16 protein-coding genes are annotated in these 16,463 nt (G+C 58.0%); 8 read left to right on the top strand and 8 right to left on the bottom strand.

The window, feature by feature from the left end; genetic code table 11:
* Positions 1-7 precede the first annotated feature (7 nt).
* The gene (gene nqrF / locus ACR0DH_RS07520; RefSeq protein ID WP_480548048.1) at positions 8-1,231 is read left to right on the top strand and encodes an NADH:ubiquinone reductase (Na(+)-transporting) subunit F; all 1,224 of its coding nucleotides are present in this window, start codon (positions 8-10) and stop codon (positions 1,229-1,231) included.
* 52 nt (positions 1,232-1,283) lie between these two features.
* On the opposite strand, the gene tviB is transcribed toward nqrF, so the two are convergent.
* Together tviB and ACR0DH_RS07510 are read right to left on the bottom strand one after the other, a co-directional pair.
* Positions 1,284-2,567 carry a Vi polysaccharide biosynthesis UDP-N-acetylglucosamine C-6 dehydrogenase TviB gene (tviB, locus tag ACR0DH_RS07515; RefSeq protein ID WP_480548046.1) on the bottom strand — a complete coding sequence of 428 codons (1,284 nt, stop codon included), beginning with the start codon at positions 2,565-2,567 and terminating at the stop codon, positions 1,284-1,286.
* 14 nt (positions 2,568-2,581) lie between these two features.
* Complete coding sequence (locus tag ACR0DH_RS07510) at positions 2,582-3,595, bottom strand: SDR family NAD(P)-dependent oxidoreductase (protein ID WP_480543982.1); 1,014 nt, start codon at positions 3,593-3,595, stop codon at positions 2,582-2,584.
* A gap of 178 nt (positions 3,596-3,773) precedes the next feature.
* Between ACR0DH_RS07510 and ACR0DH_RS07505 the strand changes: the two genes are divergently transcribed.
* The gene (locus ACR0DH_RS07505; RefSeq protein ID WP_480543983.1) at positions 3,774-4,535 is read left to right on the top strand and encodes a metallophosphoesterase; all 762 of its coding nucleotides are present in this window, start codon (positions 3,774-3,776) and stop codon (positions 4,533-4,535) included.
* A gap of 6 nt (positions 4,536-4,541) precedes the next feature.
* On the opposite strand, the gene ACR0DH_RS07500 is transcribed toward ACR0DH_RS07505, so the two are convergent.
* Positions 4,542-5,066 carry a CBS domain-containing protein gene (locus ACR0DH_RS07500; RefSeq protein WP_170534749.1) on the bottom strand — a complete coding sequence of 175 codons (525 nt, stop codon included), beginning with the start codon at positions 5,064-5,066 and terminating at the stop codon, positions 4,542-4,544.
* A 122-nt stretch (positions 5,067-5,188) separates the two neighbouring features.
* Here ACR0DH_RS07500 and ACR0DH_RS07495 point away from each other — a divergent pair, with 122 nt between their 5' ends.
* The 3 genes from ACR0DH_RS07495 to nqrM all read left to right on the top strand — a co-directional run bounded on the left by ACR0DH_RS07495 (position 5,189) and on the right by nqrM (position 6,717).
* Positions 5,189-5,374, top strand: a complete 186-nt coding sequence (locus ACR0DH_RS07495) for a hypothetical protein (protein ID WP_170534751.1) — start codon at positions 5,189-5,191, stop codon at positions 5,372-5,374.
* A gap of 66 nt (positions 5,375-5,440) precedes the next feature.
* Positions 5,441-6,466, top strand: a complete 1,026-nt coding sequence (locus ACR0DH_RS07490; protein WP_480548044.1) for an FAD:protein FMN transferase — start codon at positions 5,441-5,443, stop codon at positions 6,464-6,466.
* A 14-nt stretch (positions 6,467-6,480) separates the two neighbouring features.
* Complete coding sequence (gene nqrM / locus ACR0DH_RS07485; protein ID WP_170534755.1) at positions 6,481-6,717, top strand: (Na+)-NQR maturation NqrM; 237 nt, start codon at positions 6,481-6,483, stop codon at positions 6,715-6,717.
* 10 nt (positions 6,718-6,727) lie between these two features.
* Here nqrM and ACR0DH_RS07480 read toward each other — a convergent pair whose 3' ends face one another.
* A complete protein-coding gene (locus ACR0DH_RS07480; protein ID WP_480548042.1) occupies positions 6,728-8,149 on the bottom strand; it encodes a pyridoxal phosphate-dependent decarboxylase family protein in 1,422 nt (473 codons plus the stop codon).
* 3 nt (positions 8,150-8,152) lie between these two features.
* Positions 8,153-9,286, bottom strand: a complete 1,134-nt coding sequence (locus ACR0DH_RS07475) for a DUF819 family protein (protein ID WP_480548040.1) — start codon at positions 9,284-9,286, stop codon at positions 8,153-8,155.
* 182 nt (positions 9,287-9,468) lie between these two features.
* Here ACR0DH_RS07475 and gpmI point away from each other — a divergent pair, with 182 nt between their 5' ends.
* The 3 genes from gpmI to ACR0DH_RS07460 are packed head-to-tail and all read left to right on the top strand — an operon-like array spanning position 9,469 to position 13,454.
* On the top strand, positions 9,469-10,983 hold the full coding sequence (gene gpmI / locus ACR0DH_RS07470) for a 2,3-bisphosphoglycerate-independent phosphoglycerate mutase (protein WP_480548038.1): 1,515 nt from the start codon (positions 9,469-9,471) through the stop codon (positions 10,981-10,983).
* Positions 10,980-12,107 (top strand): murein hydrolase activator EnvC family protein, encoded by a 1,128-nt coding sequence (locus ACR0DH_RS07465; protein ID WP_480548036.1) that lies wholly within the window; start codon positions 10,980-10,982, stop codon positions 12,105-12,107. Before gpmI ends, ACR0DH_RS07465 begins: the two co-directional genes overlap by 4 nt.
* A gap of 6 nt (positions 12,108-12,113) precedes the next feature.
* Complete coding sequence (locus ACR0DH_RS07460; RefSeq protein ID WP_353011140.1) at positions 12,114-13,454, top strand: S41 family peptidase; 1,341 nt, start codon at positions 12,114-12,116, stop codon at positions 13,452-13,454.
* Between the two features lie 48 nt (positions 13,455-13,502).
* Here ACR0DH_RS07460 and ACR0DH_RS07455 read toward each other — a convergent pair whose 3' ends face one another.
* The 3 genes from ACR0DH_RS07455 to ACR0DH_RS07445 all read right to left on the bottom strand — a co-directional run bounded on the left by ACR0DH_RS07455 (position 13,503) and on the right by ACR0DH_RS07445 (position 16,240).
* Positions 13,503-15,029, bottom strand: coding sequence for an MFS transporter (locus tag ACR0DH_RS07455; protein ID WP_480548034.1), 1,527 nt, complete (start codon positions 15,027-15,029; stop codon positions 13,503-13,505).
* 78 nt (positions 15,030-15,107) lie between these two features.
* Positions 15,108-15,467, bottom strand: coding sequence for a hypothetical protein (locus ACR0DH_RS07450; protein WP_480548032.1), 360 nt, complete (start codon positions 15,465-15,467; stop codon positions 15,108-15,110).
* A gap of 11 nt (positions 15,468-15,478) precedes the next feature.
* Complete coding sequence (locus ACR0DH_RS07445; protein WP_480548031.1) at positions 15,479-16,240, bottom strand: DUF6478 family protein; 762 nt, start codon at positions 16,238-16,240, stop codon at positions 15,479-15,481.
* Positions 16,241-16,463: the final 223 nt, after the last annotated feature.

The following is a 16,463-nucleotide window of genomic DNA, read 5'->3' as shown; positions in this document are numbered from 1 at the left end:
GGGCGCAATGGAAACCTTTGGCTTAGGCGTCGTTCTATTTACCCTGATCGTTCTGGGTCTGGTGGCCATCATCATGGCGGCCCGGTCTAAACTGGTGTCCACAGGCAACGTGAACATCACCATCAACGGTGAGAAAACCGTATCGGTCCCGGCGGGCGGCAAACTGTTGCAAACGCTCGCGGCAGAGAAACTGTTCGTCCCGTCGGCCTGTGGCGGCGGCGGTACCTGCGCGCAATGCCGGGTGAAGGTGCATTCCGGTGGCGGCTCGATCCTGCCGACCGAAGAAAGCCATATCACCAAACGCGAGGCTGCATGCGGTGATCGCCTGTCCTGTCAGGTTGCGGTCAAGCAGGACATGGATATCGAAGTCCCCGAAGAGGTCTTTGGCGTCAAGAAATGGGAATGCACCGTGCGTTCGAACGAGAACGTGGCGACCTTCATCAAGGCCCTGACTCTGGACCTGCCCGAAGGCGAGGATGTGAACTTCCGCGCGGGTGGCTATATCCAGATCGAAGCGCCTGCGCACCAGTTGAAATACACCGATTTCGACGTGGAAGAGGAATATCGCGAAGATTGGGATCGCTTCAATCTGTGGCAATATGAGTCGGTTGTGAACGAACCAATCGAACGCGCCTATTCAATGGCCAACTACCCGGATGAAAAAGGCATGATCATGCTGAACGTCCGGGTTGCCTCGCCGCCTCCGGGTTCAGAGGGTATTCCGGCGGGTCAGATGTCGTCCTATATCTTCAACCTGAAACCGGGTGATAAGGTGACGATCTCGGGTCCGTTTGGTGAGTTCTTTGCCCGCGATACCCAAAAAGAGATGGTCTTCATCGGCGGTGGCGCGGGCATGGCGCCGATGCGCAGCCACATCTTTGACCAGCTTAAGCGTCTGGAAAACCGCGATCGCAAGATCAGTTTCTGGTACGGTGCGCGGTCTAAGAAAGAGATGTTCTTTGTCGAGGATTTCGATCAACTGGCCGAAGAGTTCGACAATTTCGATTGGCACGTTGCCCTGTCGGACGCACAGCCCGAGGACGATTGGAAAGGCTATACTGGCTTTATCCATAACGTTCTGTTCGAAGAATACCTCAAGAACCACCCTGCGCCCGAGGATTGCGAGTTCTACATGTGTGGTCCTCCAATCATGAACCAGTCGGTCATCAACATGCTGTTGGATTTGGGTGTGGACCGCGAGGACATCATGCTCGACGATTTCGGCGGGTAAGAGACCAAAAAAACCGGCGCAACATGCGCCGGTTTTCATTTGCCGAACTGAATCAAAGCCTCAAGTCGCTTGCATCCCTTGGCAGGCAGGACTTGATGTCGTACACCACGCTGTTGGCTTTGCCGTAGGCGCGGAATGTGGCAGGGTCGAGGTCTTTGTATTTCTGATGCGCGACTGCCAGAACGACCGCGTCATAGGTCCCGTCCTGAGGGACCTCTAAAAGCGAGAGACCGTATTCAGCCTCGGCTGCGGCGGGGTCGGCATGGGGATCGTGGACATCAACGCTGATGCCATAGCTCTGCAATTCCTCAATGATATCAGCGACGCGCGTATTGCGTAAGTCGGGACAGTTTTCCTTGAAGGTAAGGCCCAGAACCAGAACCTGTGCCGTACCGACATTGATGCCGTTGCGGGTCATGCGTTTGACCAGTTGAGATACCACGTAGCTGCCCATCCGATCGTTCAGCCGCCGCCCGGCCAGAATGATCTGGGGGTGATGGCCCACGGCCTCGGCCTTGTGGGTCAGGTAGTACGGGTCAACGCCAATACAGTGACCACCGACCAGGCCGGGGCGGAAGGGCAGGAAATTCCATTTGGTGCCTGCGGCGCGCAGGACGGCCTCGGTATCGATGCCCATGCGTCCGAATATCATCGCCAGTTCATTGACCAGCGCGATGTTCAGATCGCGTTGGGTGTTTTCGATGACCTTTGCCGCTTCGGCCACGCGGATGCTTTCGGCCTTGTGGGTTCCGGCGGTGATGATCCGGGCATATAGCGCATCGACCAGATCGGCCACTTCGGAGGTCGAGCCAGAGGTCACCTTGCAAATATCCGCAATCCGATGGGTCTTGTCGCCAGGATTAATGCGTTCCGGGCTGTAGCCTGCAAAGAAATCCGTGTTGAATTTCAGGTCCGAAGCGCGTTCCAGCACCGGAACGCAATCTTCCTCGGTCGCGCCGGGATAGACGGTGGATTCGTAAATCACCAGATCGCCGGGTTTCAGAACACCGCCGACTGTTTCCGATGCCGCAAGCAGGGGCGAAAGGTCAGGCTGTTTGCCAGCCGTGATCGGGGTGGGCACGGTGACGATATAGGTGTCACAGGCCGCAAGATCTGCGACATCGGTGGTGAAGGTCAGACCCGTTGCGGCGGCTAGATCTTCCGGTTCAACCTCGTGCGTGGCATCTTGGCCGGCGCGCAGGGCGTCGATGCGGGCCGGGTTGATGTCGAACCCGATGACCGGGCTGATCTTGCCAAAGGCCACCGCCAAAGGCAGGCCCACATAGCCCAATCCAATGACAGCGATCTTGCGGGCATCGGGGTTCGTTTGCAGCATTCAGGTCTCAGTCTTTATTTGCCGTGATAGTCCCGGAACCACGCGACAAACCGGGCGATCCCATCTTTGAAATCGGTTTGCGGGCGGTAACCAGTTAGCCGTTGCAGCAGATCAGTATTGGCCCATGTGGCGGGGACGTCGCCCATCTGCATGGGCATATAGTTTCGGATGGCCTCTTTGCCTATCGCTTCTTCGATGGCTTCGACAAAATCCATCAGGCGCACCTTGTCGCCATTGCCGATATTGACCACGCGATAGGGCGCAACGGGGGACAGGCTGTCACCCTCTTCAATCTGGTCAGCGCTTTCGGGGCGCACGGGCGGCACATCGATCAACAATCGGATGCCACGGACCAGATCGTCCACGTTTGTGAAATCGCGATACATGTCACCGTGATTGTAGATGTCGATGGGCCGGTCATCCAGAATCGCATCCACGAATTTGTACAGCGCCAGATCAGGCCGTCCCCAGGTGCCATAGACGGTGAAAAACCGGAACATCGTTGTCGGCAAGTCCCAAAGATGCGCGTAGGAGTGGCCCATCGCCTCATTGGCCTTTTTGGTGGCCGAATAGATGGTCAGCTGGGTGTCGGCCTTTTCGACCTCGGTAAAGGGCATCTCTTCATTGGCACCGTAGACCGATGAGGTCGAAGCCATCAGCAGGTGTTCGACCTTGTGGATGCGCGCGGCCTCCATCACGTTGAACGTACCGACAACATTGGAGTTTATGTAGCTGCGCGGCTCTTCCAGGCTGTATCGGACCCCGGCTTGTGCTGCGAGGTGAACGATAATCTCGGGCTGAAACTCATCAGCGACTTTCATCAGCTGTTCGTGATCTTCCAGCATCGCCTCGGTCGCGGTGAAACCTGGGGTCTGCATCAGCATCTGATGGCGGCGCTGTTTCAGGGTGACATCGTAATAGTCTGTCATCCCGTCATAGCCATGCACCCGGAACCCTTCTGACAGCAGGAGCTTTGCCAGATGGAAGCCGATGAACCCTGCGGTCCCGGTGATCAAAACACGTTTCATAAAACCCTCGAACACAATAAAACTCTGCGCATCAGGGATACTTTCCCCGCTTCGAGGTCAAGCAGATTTTCCCGTTTTGCGGCTATTCGGCCAAGCTGGTCGATTAGGCACACGCCGAAAACGCCACTGGGAATTGCCGATTGTCGCCAAGGCTGAGCCGGGGTAGGGAGGGCACGTGATGGTTAGGGATTGGATCAAAGGGCTGTTCGGTAAACACGACGCGCAAGCGCCGTCGCCCATAATGCCCGAGATCGCGCCCGATCAACCGTTCATCGCCATTGGCGACATTCATGGGCGGCTGGATCTGTTGCAGGATTTGCTGCCCCGGTTGGACGACAGTTGCCCTTGGGTTTTTGTTGGCGACTATGTAGATCGCGGTGCCTACAGCGCTCAGGTCTTGCATCAGTTGCGGCATCTCAGCGAATCTTCGGGCGGACGGGTCACCTGCCTGCTGGGCAATCACGAAGAGATGCTTTTGCGCTTCGTTGACGATCCAAAACGGGTCAGCCGCCTGTGGCTGCAAAACGGTGGCGTTCAAACGCTCGCCTCGTTTGGCATCACCGGTGTGGCCGAGGCCATTTTAGGCGAACCGGCGGTCGAGATTGCTGAAAAATTGCAGCGGGTTATGGGGGAAGACCTATTGAGCTGGCTCAGGGATCGTCCCCTGACCTGGACCAGCGGCAATATCACTGTTGTGCACGCGGCACTGGACCCACGCCATCCTGTTAATGCGCAACCACGCGATATCTGCCTGTGGGGGCATCCGATGCTAACGCGCGAGCCCAGAGAGGATGGTCAATGGGTCCTGCACGGCCATACCATTGTTGATCAGGCGCGGGCAGAGAACGGAGTTATCTCAATAGACACCGGCGCGTTTGTCACCAATCGCCTCACGGCGGCAGAGGTGTTTCATGGCGGTGTGCGCTTCACCTCGACCTGAACGCGATCAGCCTACGATCATCTGCTTCATGCGCAGCGCTTCGTATTCCAGTTCCTGTAACCGGAAATGCACCACATCGCCAATAGTGATCACGCCGCACAGATTACCGTCGCGCAAGACGGGCATATGGCGAAATTTGCCTTCGGTCATCGTTTTCAGAACGTCATTCAGATAATCGTCAGGCGAGCAGGTTTTGACATCGCGTGTCATCAAGTCTTCGACCGATTGTGGCAGGGTCTGGCCAGGCGTATCTGCCATCCGGCGCACAATGTCGCGTTCCGATAAAATACCCTGTAGCGCCCCGTTCTGATCGGTCACCAGAACCGCCCCGATCCGCTTTTCCTTGAGCGTGTTGACCACGGAATGGATCGTCTCATTCGGGCGCACGGAAAACACATCATCTCCTTTACCCGTCAACAGTTTTGCCACTGTTGTCTGTGCATGCGACAGGTTTGATTCCGCAGACTGGCTGTAGGTCGACTTGTCAGCCTTGTCGCCGCGCGAGGGGGACTGATACGAGGTTGGAGCCATAGGCATTCTCCTTCCGGGGTATTGTGTGTCTTTCCCTTTCACCTTAGCGCAGCTAAACGACCTGTATAGGGTCCAATTGTCCCGATCGGCAAAAAACGGACCCCGAACAGGAGCCCAAAGACGTGAGCGATCTTTACCTGACACCGCCAGTTGCTGCGTTGATTTTCTTTGCTGTGGTCGTTTGCGGGCATAATTTTCGCCTGGCTTGGAAACAACAGCCCGAAGGATGGCAAAAGCGGGCATGGTTGTTTGGCGTACCTGCGGGTGTTGGCCTTTTGATGCTGGGCTTTTTGCCGCTAAAGCTGTGATGCTGGTTTGACTCCGCCAATGGTGGCTGGCATATGCCGGGCACTGATTTTCCCGGAGACTACCCCATGCGTCTGCTGCCAGCATTGGCCCTTTTGACCGCTCTGACCGGTTGCCTGTTCGACAAGGAACCCGAAGTTGTTCGCCTGTCTGGCGAGACAATGGGCACAACCTTCAACATCACTGCAATTGGCGCGGATTTGGACGAGGCGGCGCTGGCCGCAGCGGTCGAAGAGACTCTGGCTCAGGTCAACGCAAAGTTGTCGAATTGGGATCCCAATTCCGAGGTTTCAACTTTCTCAGCCTCGACCAGCACGGACCCTGTGGCGGTGTCGGAAGAGTTCGCTTTGGTACTGGCCGCGGCCAACGATGTGCACGGGAAAACAGGTGGAACCTTTGATGTCACACTCGGCCCGCTGATCGAGCTGTGGGGCTTTGGCCCTCGCAAACCCGAAGATCCGGTGCCATCGGACGAGGATATCGAGACGGCGCTCAGCGGTGTTGGTCAGGCCCGGTTGCTGACATTGGACAGCGCTGCCGGTACTTTGGCGAAATCCGATCCAGCCGTGGGGATCAACCTGTCCGCAATCGCAAAAGGTTATGGCATCGACGCGGTGGCCGGGACCCTGCGTGAGGCGGGGATCGAGGATTATCTGGTCGAGATTGGTGGTGATCTGGTCGCCAAGGGGCAAAATGACAAAGGTGAGGCCTGGCAGATCGGTATCGAAAAGCCCGAAGCCGGATCGCAAACCGTGCAACTGATCGTGCCGCTGAACGATCGTGGCATGGCCAGCTCGGGCGACTACAAAAACTTCTTCGAGCAAGATGGCGTGCGCTATTCGCATATCATCGATCCGGTCACGGGCCGTCCGATCACCCATCGGACAACCTCGGTCACCGTTCTGGCGGAAAACGCGATGATGGCCGATGCCTGGGCGACCGCGATGCTGGCCTTGGGGCAGGAAAAAGGGTTGGCGCTGGCGGAAGAGCATAAACTTGCCGTGTATTTCATCTCGCGGGATGTGACAGGCGGCGATGATGCCTATATTACGGTTCACAGCAGCGCCTTCAAAGACGCGTTGGGAACCGACTGACGGTAGGAACTGAGATGAGCACTTTCATTCTGGCTTTTGTTCTTCTGGCACTTGTCATGATTGGCATGTCACTGGGTGTGATGCTGATGGGCAAGACCATCAAAGGCAGCTGCGGTGGTCTGAACGCAATCTCGGGTGCGGATAAATGCGTGGTTTGCCAGAAAGATGTCGACCCGAACAGCCCGCTGCGGGATCAACTGCAGTGCAAACGCGCAAAGAAGATGCTGGAGCAGATGGAGCGGCAATCCTGATTGTCAGGCTCTAACTACGCCGCGCTTTCCACTGCACATACCGGGCCATGCCGCGTTCCAGCAGGTTTGGCGCTTTGCCACTATCCAGATGCAAACCCCCGCCCCCTGCGCGATACATTTCGGCGAATACATCCAGCACTTTAGATTTGACCATCCCGCGCAGTGGGACATGCGCCATCATGCCATAAGTCGCGGCGCCGCCGGTCTTGGCCAGATCGGGATTTGCCCGCACGGTGGCAACCGCCTGTGCCACATCAGCCAGATATTCATCAGCCACATGCAGATGTTTGGCGGTGACCATACAGTGAATGCCATCGGGATTCTGGACGCGATTGATGCTCCAACCCGCGCGTTCCAGCTGATCCGCCACCGCATAGATGTTGAGTTTCGGGTCGGTCGAACCATAGGCCAGCAAGGGCCCCTGCGGGTTGCCCAGGATGCGCAGGCCATCGATTGCCGCGATGCCGGATTTCAGCTTTTCGACGGCTTCAGTTGTGTCTTTGGCAAGTTGGCAATAACCTTCGACCCCCAGTTTCTGCATGACCGCCCAGGCAGCGGCATAGGCCCCACCTGGCCGGGTGCCTAGCAGGGCGGGTGAGGCAAAGACGCCTCCGGGCCAGTCCTGACAGATGAACATCTGATGCTTAAGCAGGTCGAGATTGCGGTAGAGGATGGTCGAGGCCCCTTTGGCCGCATAGCCGTATTTGTGCAGATCGGCTGAGATCGAAGTGACCCCCGGAACGCGGAAATCCCAGTCGGGCAGGTCAACGCCGTTGCGTTCCATAAACGGCAGGATCAGCCCGCCGACGCACGCGTCGATATGCAGGGGAATACCTTTGGATTGTGCAATCGCCCCCATCTGGGCAATGGGGTCGATGGTGCCGTGCGGGTACTCGGGGGCCGACCCTAGGATCATCACCGTGCCCGCGTTGATCATGCGTTTCAGCCGGGAAATGTCTGTCGCATGATCCGGTGTCATCGGCAGCAGGCGCGCTTTGACCCCGAAATACTCAGCAGCCTTGAACCAGGCCACATGAGCGGTCTTTGGCAAGATCATATTGGGCCGCGTCACCTTGCGTTTTTTGCGCGCCATATCCCGGTAGGTTTTGACCGCCATCAGGCAGCTTTCCGTCCCGCCAGCCGTGACCACGCCGCACGTGTCCGGCCCGCCATGCAGCAACCCTGCCATGGTCGAGATGATCTGGGTCTCCATCCGTTTCAGGCTTTGAAACGCGGCAGGGTTCAGCCCGTTGGCCGAAGAAAACGCACTGTAGGCCTTGGCGGTGAAGGCGTCGTGCGCGTCATCCAGGTGGTAGACAAGGCTCCACGTGCGGCCCTCACGATAGTTCGGGTCATCCTCGGCAAAGGATTTGAGCTGATCCAGTATCTCATCTTCGGGGCGACCCGCCGCAGGCAGTTTCTGATGATCCATATCCTATCCCCCTCTGGTCAGCAGCAGCGCCAGTGAAATGCCTAGATAGTTCCCGATTGCAAATCCCAGAATGCCGGTTGCCATGCCCGACATCAAGATCGCGGGGTTGCGCAAACTGCGCGAGATCATCGGGACAAAGGCGGGCGACATGACGGCGGCGACCGAGGTGATCAGGAATGTGTCCCGGTCAATTCCCGCGATCCGGGCGAACAGCGCGTGCAGGGCGAAACTGCCGAATGTGGCGATCAGGACAAATCCCAGTACAGCCAGATCCATGTCCTGCAACTTGGCCAAATCCATCGAAGCGGCAACACTGAATGAGAATATATAAAGCAGGAACATACCCATTTCAGGCGCGGCTCTGTTTTGGTGCAGCGATGGCGTCAGTGATCCCAAAAGACCCAGTGTTGTCAGCAAGATCACGATGACCACGGGCTGAGCGGCAAAGCTGAAGGTCGGCGCAAAGATCAACGCGGTCGCAACACAAAGCGACGCTGCAAGGAAGGCGATGATGCCGTGCAGAAACAGGTTTGGCTTTGTCGCCTCGCCCTCGGGCGGGAGGTCTGCGTCACGGTCGCCCGTAAAGGGTTTCAGGAACAAGCCAAAGAACGCAGGCGCAAGGGTCAGCACAAACAACAGATAAGCCGCGCCGACGACCGTGTCGACGGTTGCAAACAGCAGATAGCGGCCCTCGGGGATATCCAGCGCCAGTTTGATCGCGCCCATGTTCGCCAAACCGCCGGTATACATACCGACTGCCATGCCCGAAAGCTGCTCGGCTTGTTCGGTGCCCGTGGCGCTGAAGGCAAAGTACAGTCCTGTGGCGACAAGCCCAACCGCAAGAACAGCCAGTGCCATGGACAGCAAAGCGGACCCTGCAACGCGGCCCCAGGCCCGCAGGTTGACCCCAAACAGCAGCAAGGGCAGAGCAAGCCCCAGGCTCGCTTCAATCACGGTTTCCCTAAGTTGCTGTGCGGCTTCGGGTTGCAGGCCGGAAACCCCCAAAGCTAGCCCGGCCATGTAACACAAAACAATCGGCCCGATACGCCCAGCCAACGCCCAGTGCCGCGCCAATAACATCAGTGCAGCTGGCGCCAACACATAGATCAGGGCAAAACCCGAAAGTCCTGTTTGCATGATTGTCTTCTTCCTCAGGTCCCGAGACTAGGCGGCCCGGCCCTGATCACACAAGAGGACCTGACGTAAGGTTCTTCTGCGCGGACGGTTTGATTAAATCTGCACCAATTCCTGTAAAGGCGGTTCACCCCCCGGCGGCCAGAGGCTAGAAGATGGGGCAAGAGCAGTTACCGGAGATCGAAATGGCCACGCCCAAACCCGTAGTCTTGTGCATCCTGGATGGTTGGGGGTTGTCCGAAGACACGCAGGCGAATGCCCCTTATTTGGCTGAGACGCCGACCTTTGATGCGATTATGAGAGGTCCCCATGCCACGCTGATCACCCACGGCCCGGATGTGGGTCTGCCCAGCGGGCAAATGGGCAATTCCGAGGTCGGACACACTAACATTGGTGCTGGTCGTGTTGTGGCTATGGATCTGGGGCAGATCGATTTGGCGATCGAGGACGGATCATTTTTTGATAATGACGCGCTGCAGGCGTTTATTGCCAAGGTGAAAGCCGCGGGCGGCACGGCACATTTGATGGGTCTGGTGTCAGATGGCGGCGTGCATGGGCATGTGAACCATATCGTTGCGGCGGCCAAGGCGATCACCGATGCCGGTGTACCGGTAGCGCTGCACGCTGTGACCGACGGGCGAGACGTAGCCCCGAAGTCAGCCCTGACCTATGTTGCCGAGCTTGAGGATCGCCTGCCCGAAGGGGCCCGTATTGTCACCATATGCGGGCGTTATTTTGCCATGGATCGCGATAACCGGTGGGAGCGGGTATCGCAGGCGTATGATGCCATGATCAAGGGTCAGGGCCGTGCGGCCAGCACGGCGTATGGGGCCGTTGATCACGCCTATAACCAGTCGGAAACGGATGAATTCATCACGCCGACGGTTCTGGGTGGGTATGAGGGTGTCAAAGAGGGCGACGGGTTCTTTTGCCTGAACTTCCGTGCCGACCGCGCGCGGGAAATCCTGCGCGCCATTGGCGAGCCGGGCTTTGCTGATTTCGATACAGGTCCGCGCCCGGTTTTGTCGGCGTTGTTGGGGATGGTCGAGTACTCGGATAGCCATACCGCCTATATGACCACCGTGTTCCCGAAACGCGCAATCGTCAACACTCTGGGCGAATGGGTGGCCAAACAGGGCTTGCGTCAGTTCCGGCTTGCCGAGACTGAGAAATACCCACATGTGACCTTCTTCCTTAATGGCGGCAAAGAGGCCCCCGAGGAAGGTGAGGACCGTTACATGCCCAAATCGCCCAAAGTCGCGACCTATGATTTGCAGCCCGAAATGTCCTCGCCCGAAGTGACGGCAAAATTCGTTGAGGCCATCGAAGCCGGGTATGATCTGATCGTCACCAACTATGCCAATCCGGATATGGTGGGTCACACCGGCGACCTGCAGGCCGCGATCAAAGCCTGTGAGGCGGTGGATCAGGGCTTGGCGCAAGTTGTTGAGGCGTTGAACACCGTCGGTGGCGCGATGATCGTCACAGCCGATCATGGCAATTGCGAGGTGATGGTCGACCCGGAAACCGGCGGGCCGCATACCGCGCATACGCTGAACCCGGTTCCGGTGGCTTTGGTTGGGGGTCCCGAAGGGGCCGTGCTGCGCAGCGGGCGCTTGTCCGATCTGGCACCAACCCTGCTAGACCTAATGAACCTGCCTAAGCCGCCTGAAATGACGGGCGAGAGCTTGATCTCATGAGAGTAATGGCCGCTGCCATAGCTCTGTCTTTGGCTGGTCAGGCCATAGCACAGAACCCGTCGCGGGCGGCGCTTGACGCAGCGGAGATGCTGGAGCAGGCCTCGATCTCGCTGACCGAAGCGGACAGCGCGCGGGATCGGGTACGGGCTTTGACCCAGACCATTCAGGCCTATGAGGCGGGCCTGTCTGCGATGCGCGATGGCCTGCGCATGGCCGCAACGCGTGAGGCTCAGCTATCGGCAGAATTACGAACACGGGAAAAGGATGTGGCGCAGCTCTTGGGGGTTTTGCAGACAATCGAAACCACTGCGCCACCGGTTCTGATGCTGCATCCTTCAGGCCCGCTGGGCGCGGCACGGACGGGCATGATGCTGTCCGAAGTCACGCCGGGCCTGAACGCCAAGGCCGAAGATCTGGCACGTGACCTGCAAGAGGTTCAAACCCTGCGTCTGCTGCAACAGGACGCTGCTGAGACTCTGACCGAGGGACAGAGCGGTGTGCAATCCGCCCGAACCCGCCTGAGTGAGGCAATTGCTGATCGAACCGATCTGCCCAAGCGTTTCGTCGAAGACCCGATCAAGACAGCAATCCTGATCTCATCCACGGAGACGCTGGATGGGTTCGCCAGCGGATTGTCCGAAATCTCGGAAGGCGAAATTGCTTCGACCGATGCTAGCGTGGCCAGCCGCAAGGGAGACGTACAGCTTCCGGTACAGGGTATCTTGCTGCACCGTGCAGGAGAAACCGATGCGGCGGGGGTGACGCGCCCCGGACTGGTTTTGGGCACACGGCCCCGCGCCTTGGTCACCGCGCCCACCGCGGCGACGATCCGCTATCGCGGGCCTTTGCTTGAGCTTGGGAACCTGATCATTCTGGAACCCCAGCCCGGACTTCTATTCGTTTTCTCAGGTTTGCAGGAGGTATACGGCGATATCGGACAGGTGATCCCCGAAGGCACACCAGTTGGGCTAATGCCCGGTGCGGCGCCCGAAATCGGCGCTATATTGTCAACAAGTGGTGATGGCACTGGAACTGACCGGTCAGAAACGCTCTATATAGAGGTAAGAGAAGACAATAGCCCCGTGGACCCGGAATCGTGGTTTCGGACCAACAAGGATGGATAGACGAGTATGAAGAGATTTGTGATGGCCGGTCTGGCCGGAACCGTGGCAGGGATTATCGCAACCACCCAGATTGCAGGCCCGCTACTGGCGCAGGAAGCCGAGAAAAAGGCCGATGTGTATCAGCAACTGGACCTGTTCGGTGACATTTTCGAACGCATTCGCGCGCAATATGTCGAAGAGGTTGAGCCCGAGGAGCTGATCGAGGCTGCGATTGACGGCATGCTCACATCGCTTGATCCGCATTCCAGCTATCTGTCGCCCGATGACGCTGAGCAGATGCGCGTGCAGACACGCGGTGAATTTGGCGGCCTCGGCATCGAGGTGACGCAAGAGGAAGGCTTTGTCAAAGTCGTCTCGCCCATCGATGATACGCCCGCCGCGGCAGCCGGGATCGAAGCCGGGGATTTCATCACGCATGTGGATGGTGAAAGCATTCTGGGCCTGACGCTGGACAAGGCGGTTGACTTGATGCGCGGGCCTGTGGGCTCCGAGATCATCATCACGGTTGTTCGCGAAGGCGAGCCTGAGCCTTTTGATGTCACCATAATCCGTGACACGATTAAACTGACCGCTGTGCGCGCACGTACCGAAGGCACCAGCGTTGTGTTGCGTGTAACCACGTTCAATGATCAGACCTTCCCGAACCTGCAAGCGGGTCTTGAGGAACAGATCGCCGAAGCTGGCGGGATCGATAAGGTCAACGGCGTTGTGCTGGACCTGCGGAACAACCCTGGCGGTTTGCTCACTCAGGCGATCCGGGTGTCGGATGCGTTCCTGAACGAAGGCGAAATTGTTTCGACCCGCGGTCGTGATCCCCAAGATGGTGAGCGGTTCAACGCCACCCCCGGCGATTTGGCCGAAGGCAAGCCCATCGTGGTGCTGATCAATGGTGGCTCGGCCTCGGCCTCGGAAATCGTTGCGGGTGCCTTACAGGACCATCGTCGTGCGATCGTTGTGGGCACCAAGAGCTTTGGCAAAGGCTCGGTCCAGACGGTGATGCCGCTGCGTGGCGACGGTGCGATGCGTCTGACCACATCGCGCTATTACACGCCCTCGGGTCGGTCGATCCAGGCGCTGGGCGTCAGCCCGGACATCATCGTGGAACAACCGCGCCCGCAGCCCGAAGCCGAGGAGGACGAGGAGAACCCCTTCACTCGGTCCGAGGCCCAGCTGCGCGGCAGCCTGGACAATGACAGCCTGAGCGAGGATGAAATCCGCCAGATTGAAGAAGATCGCGCCAAGGCCGAAGAAACAGCCGAGCTGCGGGAAGAGGACTATCAGCTGGCCTATGCCATCGATATCCTCAAGGGCCTGTCCGCCTTCAATCCGAACGGGCCGTCTCAGTAAGGCGCTTGCCCAAAGGAAACGAGGGTCGCGCAGGGCGCGACCCTTTTTTTATTCCTCGATCTTATGCAGCTTGCTTTCGTCCAGCATCAACGCCAGCAGGATGCCCACGGATACCGAGACTGTGGAAAAGATAAAGGCCATGTTCATTCCGCTGTCAAACGCGCTGGCAATCGCGGATTTCAGGGTTTCGACTTGATCGGTATTCAGTTTGGCCAATACGGCGTGGGCGGATTCGGTGTTGAGCGTTCCGCCGTTGATGGCCCGCTGATCGGCGTCAGTCAGGGGGATGTTGGCCGCCGCCAGCTTGTCACGCAGGCTGGACAAGGACACCACATACATGATCGCTGTAGCGCAGGCGACCGAGATGGCGCCATACACGAGATGGGTCATAAAGCTTAGCCCGCCCACAAGTCCGGCGCGTTCGGGTTTAACGGCACAGACCGCAGCGGTGCCCGATGGGCCAACCGTTAGCGTTGCACCCAGCCCGATCATCGCCATGCCGGGCAGGATTTGAAAATATCCGAAACTGGCGGGAAGAACCACGATACTGGCCGCGCCAATCGTGGCGATCAAATAGCCCCAGAACAGCAGCCGTTTGGGGCCGAAATCATTGTAGAGCGTGCCCGAGACCACTGACCCAACAGCCAGCAACAGGGTAAGCGGTGCCAGCCCCAGCGCAGATTCAAAGGTCGACCACCCCAAAACCTTTTGCATGTATTGCGGGAAATACAGCAGGCCGACAAAGGCGGCAGACACATTGAACATGTTCAGCCCCAGCGTGATCCGAAACTGTTTGTTCTGCATCATCTGAGGCAGCAGCAGCGGTTCGACCACGCGTTTTTCGACCTTGGGGAAGAGAAAGAACAAAACCGCGCTGACGAAGAACAAAAGTAGCAGGGGGACTGAGGTCCAGCCCCAATCGGCACCAACATCCAACCCGTATAGCAACAGCAGCACGGCAAAAGACAAGATAGCCATGCCTGCGTAGTCGATATGTTCACCCTGTTTGTGCTGGGTCTCGCGTTGCATCAGCAGCAGCGCGGTTGCCATGGAGATGCAGGAAAAGACGATGTTCGCCAGAAAGAAATACCGCCATTCTCCGAAGCTAACCGCCAGCCCGCTGATCATGGGGCCAAAGACATTGCCCGTGGTCACACCGGCCAGGATCAGGCCCATCACCAATGCGCGGTGTTCCGGGCGTGAGACTTTGGTGGCCCCAAACGCCAGCGTGCAGGGCCATACACAGCCCGCGCCGATCCCCTGCAGGGCCCGCGCGCCAATCAGAAAGTCCAGGCTGGGGGCGACAAAGCACATCACGGATGCAAACAGAAAGATCGTCAGGCCGATTATCATGATCTTTCGATGACCGTACATATCGCCCAGGCGGCCTCCAGCGACCATGGTCATGGCAAAAAACAGGGCGTAGATGTTCAGCACCCATTGGGTGCTGGTAATGTCAGCGTCGAAACTGTTTTCGATTGCGGGCACCAGCATCAGGGCACCGGTGAAATCGATACCGATGCCAAAACCCGTCACCATCAATGCGGCAACTTTTACAATGCTGCTGCGATCCATATCCGCATCCTTCGTGATCCAAATGGGTCAATGATGCATGAATGAAGCCAAAAAGATAGGTTGACGGACTATTGGCGGTCAGTCGTCGCCCCGGCAAATCTGGCGAAAAGCGCGTTTGAGCATTTCCAACTCAGCGCGCAACAATTCGACCTCGGTTCGCAGATCATCCGCGGCGGGTTCGCCTGCGATCACGGTGAAATTCCCCAGTTTTTGCGTGGTTGCCGTGTCGACGATGACAAAACAGTGTACGCCTTCGGATAGCGCCGCAGCAGGCACAGGAACAGCCAGGGCCCAACCATCCTGGACTTCTGTCAGTGTGACCTCTGGCAAGGGCTCGCCCAGATAGCGCACCTCGACATCTGGTTTTGTTTCGGCCTCAAGATGGCCTTGCCACAGGCCGTTTTCGAACCGAAGGGGGATCAATCTGGGGTGCGTCATGGTCTGGCGTCTCACAAATCGGCGCGATGGCGGCGGCACAGGGTCAGATCGCGCAGAAGAATGCGGTTCATGCGCGGGTTTTCAAATATCACATCCAGCCAGATCTTTTCGATCCGCTGTTCATTCAGGGGCAGATGCGCCAGATCAAAATCAACAGCGCTGGGCGTTTTCGACAGATCGATCTGCCGCAACACCTGTTCGGTGTTGGGTCCGTGCTGGATATTGAGTCGCGCGAAAATTCCGTTGTCCTGCTCGCTGTTTACCAGCGCATCCAGCCGCAGCAGGTGCTGTAGGGTCAGATCGCGCGCGGCGTCGGCTGGCAATTCGATCGAAAGGGACAGGAAAGTCCCTTCAAAACTGAATGCCTCAACCGACAAGCTGAACGGCGCAAGATCGCTTTCGTCGCGGTTGCGGATTTGGCGCACTGCGATCTGGGCAAGGGGGCAATCGTGAAACAGGGTCACCTGCCCATCGATACCCGCCTTGCGCGGAGCTGAGGCAAGCCCGGGTTGTGCCAGCGGTCCACGCCACAAATCGGGCCGCCAGGCCCAATCCGTGCCAACGGGTTTTGGAAACTGGGCCGATCCGATCTGAGGTCGGGTCAAGCGGCTATCTGCAATATGGATCAACTTGTTCAGACTGGCCCGCAATCCGCGCGCCTGATCGCGTTGCAGGCGCAGCGCCGATTGCGGGGCATCTTGCGCCTGTTCTGCCACTTTGCGCCATCGCTGCAACGTCTTGCGATATATGTAGCGATCCAGAATCCTGCCCATTGTCCTATCGTCCCAAGTTGCACCTCTTTAGTCAAAGACGGTGTAGGGGACAAACCCGGAATGGCAGTATGGGGGTGAATAATCACCAAATCCTGAAGACCCTTCGGTGCCGATTTGTATTCGGCGCGACAAAGACCTGTTGCATTCTTGTAATCAGCCGGGTCAATGCTTACCGTCTGGCACCGGGCTGAGGGTGGGTTTTCCTCGGAACCTTCGCGCAACA

Source organism: Ruegeria sp. I1 (assembly GCF_056532675.1).
The sequence above is the reverse complement of the archived record's forward strand: the minus strand, read 5'-3'. Positions and strand labels throughout refer to the sequence as shown.

Excerpts from the sequence above, each read along its gene's own strand:
- nqrF (WP_480548048.1), top strand. The coding sequence starts at position 8 with ATGGAAACCTTTGGCTTAGGCGTCGTTCTATTTACCCTGATCGTTCTG.
- tviB (WP_480548046.1), bottom strand. The coding sequence starts at position 2,567 with ATGCTGCAAACGAACCCCGATGCCCGCAAGATCGCTGTCATTGGATTG.
- ACR0DH_RS07510 (WP_480543982.1), bottom strand. The coding sequence starts at position 3,595 with ATGAAACGTGTTTTGATCACCGGGACCGCAGGGTTCATCGGCTTCCAT.
- ACR0DH_RS07505 (WP_480543983.1), top strand. The coding sequence starts at position 3,774 with ATGGTTAGGGATTGGATCAAAGGGCTGTTCGGTAAACACGACGCGCAA.
- ACR0DH_RS07500 (WP_170534749.1), bottom strand. The coding sequence starts at position 5,066 with ATGGCTCCAACCTCGTATCAGTCCCCCTCGCGCGGCGACAAGGCTGAC.
- ACR0DH_RS07490 (WP_480548044.1), top strand. The coding sequence starts at position 5,441 with ATGCGTCTGCTGCCAGCATTGGCCCTTTTGACCGCTCTGACCGGTTGC.
- nqrM (WP_170534755.1), top strand. The coding sequence starts at position 6,481 with ATGAGCACTTTCATTCTGGCTTTTGTTCTTCTGGCACTTGTCATGATT.
- ACR0DH_RS07480 (WP_480548042.1), bottom strand. The coding sequence starts at position 8,149 with ATGGATCATCAGAAACTGCCTGCGGCGGGTCGCCCCGAAGATGAGATA.
- ACR0DH_RS07475 (WP_480548040.1), bottom strand. The coding sequence starts at position 9,286 with ATGCAAACAGGACTTTCGGGTTTTGCCCTGATCTATGTGTTGGCGCCA.
- gpmI (WP_480548038.1), top strand. The coding sequence starts at position 9,469 with ATGGCCACGCCCAAACCCGTAGTCTTGTGCATCCTGGATGGTTGGGGG.
- ACR0DH_RS07465 (WP_480548036.1), top strand. The coding sequence starts at position 10,980 with ATGAGAGTAATGGCCGCTGCCATAGCTCTGTCTTTGGCTGGTCAGGCC.
- ACR0DH_RS07460 (WP_353011140.1), top strand. The coding sequence starts at position 12,114 with ATGAAGAGATTTGTGATGGCCGGTCTGGCCGGAACCGTGGCAGGGATT.
- ACR0DH_RS07455 (WP_480548034.1), bottom strand. The coding sequence starts at position 15,029 with ATGGATCGCAGCAGCATTGTAAAAGTTGCCGCATTGATGGTGACGGGT.
- ACR0DH_RS07450 (WP_480548032.1), bottom strand. The coding sequence starts at position 15,467 with ATGACGCACCCCAGATTGATCCCCCTTCGGTTCGAAAACGGCCTGTGG.
- ACR0DH_RS07445 (WP_480548031.1), bottom strand. The coding sequence starts at position 16,240 with ATGGGCAGGATTCTGGATCGCTACATATATCGCAAGACGTTGCAGCGA.